This window comes from Arthrobacter sp. Z1-15 (assembly GCF_054792395.1).
The window spans coordinates 562472-575497 of record NZ_CP096454.1 but is presented as its reverse complement, the minus strand read 5'-3'; the positions used below and the strand labels follow the sequence as shown (position 1 = coordinate 575497).

11 protein-coding genes and 1 pseudogene are annotated in these 13026 nt (G+C 66.0%); 5 read left to right on the top strand and 7 right to left on the bottom strand.

The window, feature by feature from the left end; translation table 11 throughout:
• Window positions 1–22: 22 nt before the first annotated feature.
• From M1D40_RS02735 to M1D40_RS02725, 3 genes and pseudogenes are all read right to left on the bottom strand, one after another.
• Window positions 23–2527: a Tex family protein gene (locus tag M1D40_RS02735; protein ID WP_461170987.1), complete on the bottom strand. Its 2505-nt coding sequence runs from the start codon at window positions 2525–2527 to the stop codon at window positions 23–25.
• Window positions 2528–2820: 293 nt separating this feature from the next.
• A pseudogene (locus tag M1D40_RS02730) lies at window positions 2821–3039 on the bottom strand (helix-turn-helix domain-containing protein); the annotation flags it as partial.
• Entirely contained in the window at window positions 3039–3536 is a 498-nt protein-coding gene (locus M1D40_RS02725) for a DUF2975 domain-containing protein (protein WP_461170113.1), read from the bottom strand. The gene M1D40_RS02725 and the pseudogene M1D40_RS02730, both read right to left, overlap by 1 nt.
• Window positions 3537–3686: 150 nt before the next feature.
• Here M1D40_RS02725 and M1D40_RS02720 point away from each other — a divergent pair, with 150 nt between their 5' ends.
• Entirely contained in the window at window positions 3687–4133 is a 447-nt protein-coding gene (locus M1D40_RS02720) for a hypothetical protein (protein WP_461170112.1), read from the top strand.
• Between the two features lie 34 nt (window positions 4134–4167).
• Here M1D40_RS02720 and M1D40_RS02715 read toward each other — a convergent pair whose 3' ends face one another.
• Window positions 4168–5904 (bottom strand): 3-ketosteroid-delta-1-dehydrogenase, encoded by a 1737-nt coding sequence (locus M1D40_RS02715; RefSeq protein WP_461170111.1) that lies wholly within the window; start codon window positions 5902–5904, stop codon window positions 4168–4170.
• 324 nt (window positions 5905–6228) lie between these two features.
• Between M1D40_RS02715 and M1D40_RS02710 the strand changes: the two genes are divergently transcribed.
• A complete protein-coding gene (locus M1D40_RS02710; protein WP_461170110.1) occupies window positions 6229–7002 on the top strand; it encodes a DUF998 domain-containing protein in 774 nt (257 codons plus the stop codon).
• Here the strand turns inward: M1D40_RS02710 and M1D40_RS02705 are convergent.
• The gene (locus M1D40_RS02705) at window positions 6883–7179 is read right to left on the bottom strand and encodes a DUF503 domain-containing protein (RefSeq protein WP_461170109.1); all 297 of its coding nucleotides are present in this window, start codon (window positions 7177–7179) and stop codon (window positions 6883–6885) included. The genes M1D40_RS02710 and M1D40_RS02705 overlap by 120 nt on opposite strands.
• Window positions 7180–7358: 179 nt before the next feature.
• On the opposite strand from M1D40_RS02705, the gene M1D40_RS02700 reads away from it, so the two are divergent.
• Genes M1D40_RS02700 through M1D40_RS02690 form a run of 3 tightly spaced genes read left to right on the top strand, consistent with a single transcriptional unit; the run spans window position 7359 to window position 10359 of the window.
• A complete protein-coding gene (locus M1D40_RS02700) occupies window positions 7359–7835 on the top strand; it encodes a DUF2243 domain-containing protein (RefSeq protein ID WP_341395637.1) in 477 nt (158 codons plus the stop codon).
• A 2-nt stretch (window positions 7836–7837) separates the two neighbouring features.
• Entirely contained in the window at window positions 7838–8620 is a 783-nt protein-coding gene (locus tag M1D40_RS02695) for a cytochrome c oxidase assembly protein (RefSeq protein WP_461170108.1), read from the top strand.
• A 50-nt stretch (window positions 8621–8670) separates the two neighbouring features.
• Window positions 8671–10359, top strand: a complete 1689-nt coding sequence (locus M1D40_RS02690; RefSeq protein WP_461170107.1) for a RecQ family ATP-dependent DNA helicase — start codon at window positions 8671–8673, stop codon at window positions 10357–10359.
• Window positions 10360–10444: 85 nt separating this feature from the next.
• Here M1D40_RS02690 and mmsB read toward each other — a convergent pair whose 3' ends face one another.
• Both mmsB and M1D40_RS02680 read right to left on the bottom strand, forming a co-directional pair.
• Window positions 10445–11353 carry a 3-hydroxyisobutyrate dehydrogenase gene (mmsB, locus tag M1D40_RS02685; protein ID WP_461170106.1) on the bottom strand — a complete coding sequence of 303 codons (909 nt, stop codon included), beginning with the start codon at window positions 11351–11353 and terminating at the stop codon, window positions 10445–10447.
• Window positions 11354–11447: 94 nt separating this feature from the next.
• Entirely contained in the window at window positions 11448–12893 is a 1446-nt protein-coding gene (locus M1D40_RS02680) for an MFS transporter (protein WP_461170105.1), read from the bottom strand.
• Window positions 12894–13026: the final 133 nt, after the last annotated feature.

Genomic DNA, 13026 nt, shown 5'->3' with positions numbered 1-13026 from the left:
GTCGTATCTAGGCCAGTCCTGTCTAGGCCAGTCCTGCGCGGCGCAGCGCCTCGGCCATCGGCCCCTGAGGAACGGCAGCAGCCGGAGCGGCAGCAGGCGGACGACGGCGGCTGGTGCCCCGCGCCGGGGTGCCCGCCTTATTGCCGCGCTGGGGCGCTGCACCCTTGCCCGCGTCCTTTGCAGCGGTCTCCTTTGGTCCCGGATCTCTGCCCGCGGCTCCCCTGTTCCCAGCGGTCCTGTTCCCGGCGTCCCTATTCCCGGCGTCCCTGTTCCTGTCGCCCTTATTCCCGGCGTCCCCAGCAGGGCCGGTCCGCTGCGGCCGCGCACCCCGCGGACCGGCGGCGTCGTCGTCCAAACGAAGCGTCAAAGAGATGCGCTTGCGCTCCGGGTCAGCCTCCAGCACCTTCACCTTGACCACCTGTCCGGACTTCACGACGTCGCGCGGATCGGAGATGAACGTGCTGGACATGGCGGAAATGTGGACCAGCCCGTCCTGGTGCACGCCCACGTCCACGAAGGCACCAAAGGCAGCCACGTTGGTGACCACGCCGTCCAGCACCATGCCGGCCCGGAGGTCAGTGATCTTTTCGACTCCTTCGGAGAAGGTGGCCGTGCGGAAGGCCGGACGCGGGTCGCGGCCGGGTTTGCGCAGCTCGGCCACAATGTCCAGGATTGTTGGCAGTCCCGCGGACTCGTCCACAAACGCAGACGGATCCAGGTTTTCCAGGGCCGCACCGGCCGGACTCATTTTTGTCCCGGCCGCAGCCAGGATCCGGCGCGCAATGCCGTAGGACTCCGGATGAACGCTCGAGGCGTCAAGCGGCTCTGTTCCGGCGGTCACGCGCAGGAAGCCGGCGCACTGCTCAAACGCCTTTGCGCCCAGCCGCGGCACCTTTTTCAGATCTGCCCGCCTGGCGAACGGACCGTTCTCATTGCGGAAAGCCACAATGTTCTCGCTCAGCAGCGGCCCGACGCCGGCCACCCGGGTCAGCAGGGCCGGCGACGCCGTGTTCACGTCGACGCCGACGGCATTGACGCAGTCCTCAATCACCGCGTTCAGCGACCGTTCCAGCTTGGCCGCTCCGACGTCGTGCTGGTACTGGCCCACCCCGATCGACTTCGGATCAATTTTCACCAGCTCGGCCAGCGGATCTTGCAGCCTGCGCGCAATGGACACTGCCCCGCGCAGCGAAACGTCCATCCCCGGCAGCTCTGCCGAGGCCAGGGCCGACGCCGAATAGACCGACGCGCCGGCCTCGGAAACCACCAGCTTCTGCAGCCCGGCCTGCGGCAGCAGCCGGATCAGCTCTGTGGCCAGCTTGTCGGTTTCGCGGGACGCGGTGCCGTTGCCGATAGCGACCAGCTCCACGCCGTATTTCTGCACCAGGTTAGTCAGGCGGGCCAGCGCGTCATCCCATTTGCGGGCCGGCGCATGCGGATACACGGTGTCGGTGGCAACGGCCTGCCCGGTACCGTCCACCACGGCTACTTTCACACCGGTGCGCAGGCCCGGGTCCAGCCCCAGTGTGGCCCGGTTTCCCGCCGGAGCGGCCAGCAGGACATCTCGCAGGTTCGCCGCGAAGACCCGGACTGCCTCCTCTTCGGCCGAGGCGAAAAGCCGTACGCGCAGGTCAACGGAGAGCTTGGCCAGGATCCGGCGCCAGGCCAACTGCACTGTCTGGACCAGCCACGCGTCCGCCGGCCGCCCGCGGTCGGCAACCCCGAGACTGGCAGCCACGGCCCGCTCGTACTTCCGGCGGGCGGCGTCGAGCGCTGCTGCGTCCGCGGGGTCGGCCTCCGCCAGGCCCAGGTCCAGGATGCCTTCCTTTTCGCCGCGCAGCAGTGCCAGAACCCGGTGCGAGGGCATGCCCGAGGGTGACTGGGCAAAGTCGAAGTAGTCGGCAAATTTCTGGCCTTCGGCTTCCATGCCCGCCTTAACCTGCGAGCGCATCCGCCCTTGTTTCCACAGCCGCTCGCGCTGTTCGGTGAGCAGGTCCGCGTCCTGTCCCGCCCGTTCAATCAGGATTGCCCGCGCTCCGGCGAGTGCCTCGGCTGCGTCCGGAACGGCGTCGAACAGGTAACCGGCTGCGGCCTGTTCCGGAGCCAGCAGCGGGTTCTGCAGCAGCGCGTCAGCGAGTGGTTCCAGTCCTGCCTCACGGGCAATCTGGGCCTTTGTCCGGCGTTTGGTCTTGTACGGCAGGTAAATGTCCTCGAGCCGGGACTTGGTATCCGCATCGTTTATTGCCGCACTCAGCTGCGGCGTCAGTTTGCCCTGGCTGTCGATGGCTTCCCGGACCGCCTGCCGGCGGTCCTCCAGCTCACGCAGATACCGCAGCCGCTCATCGAGCTCACGCAGCTGCGTATCGTCGAGGGTTCCGGTGGCTTCCTTGCGGTAGCGGGCAATGAAGGGCACTGTTGCGCCGCCGTCCAGCAGGTCGACGGCGGCACGCACCTGCCACGCCGCCACTCCTAGTTCTGCGGCGATCAAAGCGCAGACGCGGTCGGTGGCCGGGTTGGCGGCTTTCAGGGAAGACTTGGGCTCGGGCTTTGATTTCGGGGGCTGTACCGGGGGAAGACTCACCCGGCCATTGTTCCCTACCGCCCGTGGGTCCGGTCAACTACGGACGTACCCACGGCGTCGCTGATCCTGCCGCTGACTCTCCCGCCGCCGGCCCCGCCGCTGACTCTCCCGCCGTCGACTCTCCCGCCGCTAACCTCCCCGCCGCTGACTCTCCCGCCGTCGACCCCGCCGCTGGCTCTCCCGCCGCTGACTCTCCCGCCGCTAACCTCCCCGCCGCTGACTCTCCCGCCGTCGTCATCGGTGTCGGAGCCGTCGCCCGGTTCCCAGCGCAGCAAGTCTCCCGGCTGGCACTCCAAGACCTCGCAAAGGGCAGCCAGCGTGGTGAAGCGAACGGCTTTGGCACGGCCGTTCTTCAGGACGGCCAGGTTTGCCGGAGTAATCCCGATCCGTTCGGCCAGCACGCCCACCGGCATCTTGCGTTTGGCCAGCATGACGTCGATGTCCACGATAATCGGCATCAGATCACCTCGTTCAGCTCGGTGCGCAAGTGGGTGGCTTCTGCGTCGATGGCCACGGCCTGTGCCAGCAGGGCCCTCAGCACCAGGACAATCAATGCCACCCCGGCGACGGCCACGCCCACGCCTCCAATCAGCAGGACGACGCCGGGAGCGACCCCTTCGCCCGGCGCCAGGACTGCACCAAGACCGAACAGGAGCAGGGCACCGGCGGCCACGGCCCCAATCACGACGTCGACGTAGCGGAAAGCTGCCGGTGAAAAGACAGTTCCCCGCCGCGCCATGGTGAGCAGGCACCAAACACAGACAAGAATGACCTGCACGGCAATGATCCCGAGGACGACAATGACAACCACCGGAAGCCGCACGGCATCAACGTCCGGTCCCGCTTCAGCCAGGTCACGTGCCAGCAGCGGCACCATGAAGGCCTGCACAAACAGGGTTCCGGCCAGCACCACCGCCAGCACTATGCGCAGCGCCAGAATAGTCAGCTTTCCCATGACGTGAACTTTCCCATGACGGGCCTCCTTCGATTGATTAACAGAAGAAAGCTATCGATAATCGAGAGGCATTACAAGACCTTGGAGCTTTCCATCCTGCCGGGCGGGTCGGTGTACCGCTGGATTCGGGCGCCGGGCTAGGGTGCCGACATGGATAACAGTGAAAGAACCGGCTCCTGGCAGGAGCGGAGCGACGGCGTGTACATCCGCGAAGTGCGTGACCCTGCGGGAGGAGAGGCCGGCAGCCCCCTGGAGGACAACGCCCGAGTGGCCGATCCGCTCCGGCCGCAGCCCCGGCGTAAACCCTTTCGGGCCGCATGGATTCTCACCGGAATCCTCATCGGAATCGGACTCCTGTGGATGGGCGGAGCCTTCGAGGCCGTACCGGTTCCAGGCTGGGCGCCCAACGTGGATCCGGAGACCGGCATGCCCGTCAAACCTGACCTGCCACCGCTGACCGTACAACTGCAGAATCTCGCGTCCATAGCACCCGCGGCACTGCTGACCGGGCTGGCATCCGCGGCGGCCCTGCTGATCACCCAGGGTGCTCTGCGTTCACGGGAACTTCAGCAGTCGGCACCGACCCCTGCTCCCTAGCCGCAGGTCGGCCCGGGAGCAGGAGTTCGTGAAATCAGGAGACGTCGACGGCGTCCTGGCTGGCGCCGGGCGCCTCTGAGGTTTGCTCCGCGGCATCGTGGGCCACCACGTAGCCGTAGACCAGTCCCTGCCCGATCGTGGCGCCGGCACCGGGATAACTCTTGCCGAACACGTTGGCAGCCGTGTTTCCGATGGCATACAGCCCTCCGATAGCGGATCCCTTTCCATCCAGCACCCGGCCCCGGGCATCGGCGGTCACGCCGCCACAGGTACCCAGATCGCTGAGGACAACCTTGACGGCGTAGTACGTCTTTCCGCCGAGCGGCCGAAGATTCGGATTCGGCTTCACGGTTGGGTCGCCGTAGTAGCGGTCGTAGGCACTGGAACCGCGCTGGAAATCCTGGTCGACGCCGGCGCCGGCCAATTCGTTGGACCGTGCCGCCGTAGCTGTAAAGGCATCCTCAGGGACCCCGATGCTGCGCGCAAGTTCGCCCAGGCTGTCCGCCTTGGCTGCAATACCGGCCTCGTACCACTTGTCCGGCAGCGGCATCCGCGGAAAGAGGCCGCCGGCCAAAATGTAACTGTTGCGGTATTCCTGGTCAAAGACCATCCACATGCTGCCGACCGGGTTGCCATCCCGCTCCCGCTCGAGCACCCGCTGGCCGAAGGACATGTAGTCCTGGGCTTCGTTGACGAACCGTTCCCCGCCGCCGTCCACAATGAAGGATCCCGGCAGGGAGCGCTCGGCCAGCATGACCGACGGAGCCCGGCCCGGAAGGGGTGCGACAGCAGGGAACCACCAGGACTGGTCCATCAGATCCGTGCCGGCTCCTGCTTCGACTGCAGCCTTGATGGCGTCGCCGGTGTTTCCCTCGGCGCCGAAACTCCATGCTTCCAGCGCCGGGGACTGATGCTCGTGGCGCATGGCCATGTCATGGTCAAAGCCGCCGGCTGCCAGCACCACACCCTGCCGGGCAGTAACAGTGACTTCCCGCCCGTCCTGCTGCAGCACCGCTCCGGTGACCCGCCCACTCTCGGTGATGAGCCGCACCAGCGAAGTTTCGGTCCAGATCGGGATACCGGCGCGCAGTACTCCGGCGAACAGCCCGGCGGCCAGAGCTTGTCCGCCGGCGACGTAGTCCCGGCCCAGGGCACGGCCCGCCACACCTTGAGCAAGGCGCCTCACGGCCGTGGGCAGCCCCTTGACCGGCACCTTGGACATCAGGTTCAGCCACCGGTAGTCCTTGCCCGTAATGGGCATCGGCAGGCCGGCTTCCATGGTTCCGCCCCGTAGCCGGCTGCGCTCGTCGCCGAGGGTATTGGCGTCAAACGGGCGGCATTCGCAACTGCGGCCCATGGCCGACCCGCCGGGCTTCTCGGGGTGATAGTCGGAGTACTCCTTGTCCCAGAGGAAACGCATGGGGGTAGTGCGCCGCAGCATCTCCACCGTGGCAGTTCCATTGGCCAGGAAGGTCTGCCACCGGTCCTGCGGCGAGGTGCCGCCGACCACGGCGTCCAGGTACGCCTCCGCCCGTGCAGGCGTGTCAGCGGCACCTGATTCCTTCAGCACGGGATTGTTGGGGATCCAGAAGGCGCCGCCGGACCGGGCGGTGGAACCGCCGACAAACCCGGTTTTCTCCACCACCAGAACTGATGTTCCCAGCTCCGCAGCCGCAAGTGCTGCGGACAGGCCTGTGCCCGAACCGATCACCAGCAAATCCACCGTGGTGTCCCGGGCCGTGTATTTGCGGGGAGGTACCGGTTTCGCCATTGAAAGTCTCCTTGTTGTCTTCGGTTCAGCGTTGTATTCGGCGGGTTCAGCGTGTTCACGTGTTGCGGTGCTCAGTGACGGTGTATCCGGTGACGTTGTGCTCAGGGCCGGCGCTTTCAGTGCCGGTGGATTCAGCGCCGACGCTTGCCGGCACCATCACTGGTTTCCTGCCGTGATGTGCACCCTAGCGTGCATATGAGCTGAATCACAGTTCTAGTTTTGCGGTAACACCTGTTCCGCGCGGATGCCGGCCGGATTTCCTCCGCCGGCCCGCCTGTCGGACACATGTGAAGCAGCCGTCCAACCTTGTCGTAGGCTCGGCGCATGACGAGAATCCGCTGGGCCGCCTGGTGCTGGATACTGTGCGTCCTGGCTTTTCCGGCGCAGGTCCTCGCCGCCCTGCAGTGGCCGCAGAAGTACTCCTGGTCCTCGAACCTCATCAGCGACCTCGGAGTCACCGCCTGCGGCCTGTACAACCCGGGAACAGGGGTTGAACGTTTGATTTGTTCGCCGTGGCACCTGCTGGCGAACGGTTCCACCGTGGCCAACGGGCTGCTCCTTGCTGCGGGTTCGGCACTCCTGTGGTCTGCCTGGCCCAACCGCAGGCAGGGCCAGTGGGCCATGGCTCTCCTGCTGGTGGGCGGCCTGCTGGTGTCAGCTGTTGGCCTTCTGCCGTGGGACCTCTACCCGGCCGCCCACGAGACTGCCGCCCTCCTGCAGGCGTTCTGCCAATGGGCGGGAATGGTGGTCCTGATCCTCGCGCTGGGCAGGGGATCCAGACTCGCAGCAGTCAGTCGGGCCACGGCACTTGCCCTGCTGGTCTCGGTCGGAGGTTTCATCCTCTTCCTCAGCGGCGTGGGCGGCGGCAAGGAGCCGGTTCTGGGCCTCGGCGCGGCCGAACGTCTCGCTTTTGACTCCCTCACCCTCTGGGGCGTGGCCGTGGGCTGCCTTCTTCTCCGGCTGCCGGCCGGCTGGCCATCACCAGTCGTCAGCGTTGAAAACCCGGCGGCGGGTGCTGAGCAACTCCATCTCCGGACGGGCCGCGACCAGCCGTTCGACGGCGTCAAGCACTTCGGTGATGTGCGCACCGGAGGCTGACACCAGCCCCACGCCGATTTCGGCCCGCCGGTGCAGGTCAGGCTGGCCGGTCTCCGCAACAGACACGTCGAATTTGCGCCGCACCTCGGCAATGATCGGGCGGATAACGGAGCGCTTCCCCTTCAGCGAATGCACGTCCCCCAGCAGCAGGTCGAATTCAATGACTCCCATCCACATGACGCCTATGGTGGTACACCTCCGCGTTTCGCGCCACCCGCGCCACCCGCACCGCCCGGGCAAGCCCGGTCAGCCCAGCCCAAGTGAGCTGCAGGTTGGACCGCCGTGACCTCCGGCCCGCCGTGCACACGCCGCTGCCGCCGTGCACTCGCAGCGGCCGCAGTGTTATCTTCTCTAAGATGAGCACGTCCAGCAGATCCCCTGTCCGTCCGCGCCGCCGCAACGTCCTCTCCGGAGTACTGGTGGGAATCGGGATTGCCGCTTTCGTGGACGAAGTCGTTTTTCACCAGCTGCTGCAGTGGCACCACTTCTACGACAAGTCCACCACCGCCGTCGGGCTCTTTTCCGACGGCCTCTTCCACGCCTTCGGCTGGTTTGCCGTGGTGGCGGGGCTCTTCCTTTTTGCCGACCTGCGGCGGTGGCACATCCTGCTGCCCGCCCGCTGGGCCGGGGCCGTCCTGCTGGGCACCGGCGCCTTCCAGCTTTATGACGGGACCGTGCAGCACAAGCTGATGGGCCTGCACCAGATCCGCTACAACGTTCCGCTGCTTCCCTATGACCTGCTGTGGAACGGCACTGCCGTCCTGATGATCCTCGCCGGAGCGGCGCTGCTGTACCGCACCCGACGAGACACGGCAGCGCCGGCCGGGGTCTAACCATGCACAGCCACGAGCAGGGGGCATTCGGCGCCGAGTTGGTGTTCCTGATTCCTGCCGCGGCAGCTGTGGCGGCGTATTGGGCCGGGACCCTTTCTTCCCGCTCCCGAGGCTGGCCGGTACACCGCGCCCTGCTGTTCACAGCCGGAGTCGGCGCAGTCCTTGCCTCCGTGCTGGGTCCGCTGGCAGTCCAAAGCCACGAGGATTTCGCCGTTCTGGGCGTCACCCATGTGCTGGCGGGCATGCTGGGACCGCTGCTGCTGGTCTTGTCCCGTCCGGTATCGCTGGCGCTGCGGGCCCTCGACGTGGTGCCGGCCCGGAGGCTGGCCCGCGTGCTGCGCAGCCGGCCGCTGCGGATCCTGACGTTCCCCCTCACGGCAGCGGTGTTGAACGTCGGGGGCATGGTGGTGATGTTCCGCACCGGAGTCTTTGCCGCCATGCAGGAATCCCTGCCCGTCCACTGGCTGGTGACCTTCCACCTGGCCGCGGCCGGCTACCTGTACACCGCAGTGCTCGTGGGCCGAGATCCCATGCCGCATCGCGCGGGCTTTGGCTTCCGTGCCGCCGTTCTGATCGCTGCGACCGCCGACCATAACATCCTGGCCAAAACACTGTATGCGCAGCCGCCGCCCGGAGTGCCGCAGGCGGCAGGAGAAACCGGCGCCCTGGTCCTCTATTACGGCGGCGGGGCAGTGGAGCTGGCAGTGGTGGTCCTGCTGTGCCGGCAGTGGTACGTCGCAACGCGGCCGCGCGGAACTGTCGCCTCCCCGCTGCATCATCAGTAGGCTTACTATATGCGGCCAACTGGAGGGCCGCCGGCACGACAAGGGGTTCCATGACCATTACACGCAAAGACCTGCTGAAGACCGCCGTAGACGTCTTCGGCTGGGACACGTTCCGAGACGGACAGCTGGACGCGATGGAAGCCGTTGTCGGCGGCCGGGATGTCCTGTGCGTCATGCCCACCGGCTACGGGAAATCCGGCATCTATCAAGTGCCGGCGTTGACGCTTCCCGGGGTCGCCGTCGTCGTTTCCCCGTTGATCGCCCTGCAGCGCGACCAGGCTGACGCCATCAATGAGGCCGCCGGCCGGGTGCGGGCCTACGTCCTGAACTCCACGCAGGCGCAGGGCTCCATTGATGAGGCCTGGGCGGCGGCCGAGAACCCGGATGAAACCGTGCGGGCCAAGTTCCTGTTTCTTGCGCCGGAGCAGCTGGCACGGGAGGAAGTCGCGGATCGGCTCGCAGCACTGGATGTCTCGCTCCTTGTCATCGACGAGGCGCACTGCGTCTCGTCCTGGGGCCATGATTTCAGGCCCGATTACCTGCAGCTCGGCACCTTGGTCCAGGCTCTGGGGTGCCCCGTCCTGGCCCTGACGGCCACAGCCGCACCTCCGGTGCGCAGCGAAATTATCGCCTCGCTAAACCTGCGGGAGCCGCTGGTCCTGGCCCACGGGTTCGACCGGCCCAACCTGCACCTGGCCGTGCAGATGCATGTCTCTGCCGAAGACAAACGCCGTGCCGTCCTCGAAACGGTGCCGGAGCTGCCCGGCCCGGGGCTGCTGTACGTGGCCACCCGGCGCGAGACCGAGGATTACGCTGCCGGGCTGGAAGAACGGGGCATGCGTGCTGAGTCCTACCATTCGTCGCGGCGTGCCAAGGACCGCAAAGAGGTCCACCGGAAGTTCCTCGACGACGAGGTGGACGTGGTTGCCGCCACCAGCGCATTCGGCATGGGGATCGACAAGCCGAATGTCCGGTTTGTGGTGCATTCGGCCATCCCGGACTCCATCGACAGCTACTACCAGGAGATCGGCCGCGGCGGACGGGACGGCGAGCCGGCCTACGCCGTCCTGCACTACCGGCCCGAAGACCTGGGGTTGCGCCGGTTTTTCGCCAGCAAGACTCCGGATGCGGACGGGCTGGGGCAGCTGCTGGCAGTTTTGCGGGCTCACGACGGCGGCGCCACGCCCGCGGAGCTGCGCACCGAGTTGGGAATCAGCTCCCGGAAGCTGGGCGGGCTGCTGAACCTGCTCCGGGAGTCGGGCGCAGTGACGGAGGATTCTGGCGTCTACCGGGCCGGGACCATGAGCCCGGAAGAAGCCGTGGAGGCTGCCGTCGCCTTTGCCGAACGCCGGGAGAACATTGACCAGTCCCGCGTGGACATGGCCCGGCAGTATGCCGAGACCACCGGCTGCCGGCGCGAGTTCCTGCTGGGCTATTTCGGCGAGCAGCTCGGAGGGCCCTGCGAGAACTGCGATAACTGCGAGAAAGCCGCAGCGCAGGGTGACGCCCCCGCGGGGAAACCTGAGCCCGCCCAGGATCCGGAGGCAAAGCCCTTTCCCCTGCAGTCGCCCGTTGCCCACAGCGAGTGGGGCCCCGGCATGGTGATGAGTTACGACGACGGCACCGTCACCGTGCTGTTCGAAAGCGAGGGCTACAAGACGCTCTCGCTGGACCTCGTGCTGGAAAAGGACCTGCTCAAGCCGGCGGGCGCCGTCGCCGAGGACGTCGCCGAGGACTGAGGAAACCCAGCGGCGACGACACCCGGACGGAGCACCCGACTCAGGTTCGGGTGCCCGCTTTAGGTTCGGGTGTCAGGTTCGGGTGTCAGGTTCGGGTGTCAGCCGCCAGCGTTCCGTCCACCAGCCGGACGATCATGGAGCAGTCCCGGGACGACTGCCCGGAATCCACCAGACGCTGGAAGAGCTGCTGGACATGTTCACCGATTTCCAGCGGCGTTCCGGTATCGCGGGCAGCTGAGATGGCAAGGTTGATGTCTTTGTTGGCCAGCTCGGCGGTAAACGTCGGAGCAAAGTCGTTGTTGGACGCCGCCGTTGCTACGACTCCCGGCATGGGGTACCAGGTGCGGAGCGCCCAGCTGTCCCCCGACGATACCGAGGCAATGTCCCAGAAGACCTGCTTGTCCAAGCCCAGGCGGTCGGCGAGGACGGCACCCTCGGCAGCGCCGGCGAGGTTGATAAACAGCATCAGGTTGTTGCAGATCTTGGCAGCTTGGCCTGTGGTGGCTCCCCCGGTGGGGATGATGTTGCCGGCCATCGGATCGATGTAGCCGGCGGCATCCCGCACGGCATCGGCTTCGCCGCCCACCATGAACGTCAGGGTGCCGGCCTCGGCACCGCTGATTCCGCCGGAGACGGGAGCGTCCACAAAGCGGTAGCCGGCAGCAGCTGCAGCCTTGTGCAGCTCGTGGGCTGATTCAATGTCGATGGTTGACGAATCCACCAGCAGGGTTCGGGTGTCCGCGGACGCCAGCACCCCGTCCTCCCCCAGATATACGGCCCTGGCATGTTCGCCTTTGGGAAGCATGGTGAAGACGACGTCGGCGCCGGACACCGCGTCGGCGATGCTGCCCGCGGACTCCACTCCGTGCTCGTGTGCTGCGGCCACCGCCGCCGGATTCACGTCGTATCCACGGACGGTATGTCCGGCCTTCACTAGGTTGGCCGACATGAAGCCGCCCATGTTTCCCAGACCAATCCATCCCACTGCAGCCATGATCGAGCTCCCTTGCTTGTGCGGCACCTCTGGAGGTGCACGTTGTAAAAATCAGAATTGCAGTCCGCCCGAAGGTGACGGGGGCGGGTAAGTGCTACTTTCGTTCTCCCCCGGTGTCAGCGCTGGAGGCCTCAGTACGGGCAGCCTCGGCGCTCTTGGAGGCCGCCAGCAGGTCCGCGGTCCCCTGCGCGTCGGCCGCGTCCACGTCCTGCAGGGAAATGCCGTTGGTTTCCCTGAGCACCAGTACGGAAACCGCCGTGACGGCACAGGCGATCAGCAGGTAGATCGCCACCGGGGTTGAGGAGTTGTACCGCTCCAGCAGAGACGTCGCAATGATCGGCGCCAGTGAGCCGGCGACGATCGACGTCACCTGGTACCCCAGGGAAACACCGGAATAGCGCATCCTGGTGGGGAACATTTCCGCCATGATGGCGGGCTGTCCGGCGTACATCAGCGCGTGGAACAGCAAACCGATCGTCACGGCCGCCAGAATCACGAGGTCATTGGCCGTGTCCATCATCGGGAAGGCGAAAAAGCCCCAAGTGGCACCCAGGACCGCGCCGGCGAAGTACACCGGACGCCGTCCCAGCCGGTCCGACATGCGGCCCACTAGCGGAACCGCGCAGAAGTGGATGAAGTGGGCAACGAGCAGCAGCAGCAGAATCCGCGACGTGTCCACCTCGACGACGAGCCGGAGGTAGGTGATGGAGAAGGTCACCACAAGGTAATAAAGAATGTTCTCGGCAAACCGCAGGCCCATGGCGGTGAAGACGCCGCGGGGGTACCGCTTGAAAACTTCGATCACCCCGTAGCCCTTGGCTTCCTGCTCCACTTCCTTCTGGGCTTCCAAGAAGATCGGTGCGTCGCTGACCTTGGTCCTGATGTAGTAACCCACCAGCACAATCACTGCCGAGAGCCAGAAGGCAATCCGCCAGCCCCAGCCCAGGAAGGCGGCTTCGGACAGCGTGGAGGAGAGAATGAACAGCACTCCGGTGGCGAGCAGGTTGCCCATCGGCACCGCGGACTGCGGCCAGCTGGACCAGAAGCCGCGCGACTTGTTGGGGCTGTGTTCGGCCACCAGCAGGACGGCGCCGCCCCATTCACCGCCTACGGCGAAACCCTGGATGAACCGCAGCAGCACCAGCAGTCCCGGAGCCCAGTACCCCAGCTCGTTGAACCCGGGCAGGCACCCCATCAGGAACGTTGAGACGCCCACCAGGATGATGCTGAGCTGGAGCAGCTTTTTGCGGCCCAGCTTGTCACCAAAGTGTCCAAAAACGATCCCGCCGATGGGCCGGGCCACAAAACCGACGGCGTAGGTCACGAAGGCCGCGATGATCCCGTCCAGCTCGGTGTTGGCATTAGGGAAAAACAACTTGGCAAAAACCAGCGTGGAAGCAGCCGCATAAAGGAAAAACTCGTACCACTCAACGACAGTGCCGGCCATGGAGGCCGCCACTACTTTCTTCAGTCCCTCCGGGGCCGCCTGCTTGCCGCGGGCCGCCGGTGATCCGTCCTGCCGGGGAATTCCTGTGCTCATGGGGATGCTCCTGATGATGTCTCCGTTGACATAAAACGTAAGCATCACAAACTGCCGGGGCAGCTGATGATGCTTAGAGTATGGCGGCATACCGGGGCCTGTTCAACGCCTTACAAGTGCGCGGCGCGCCTGA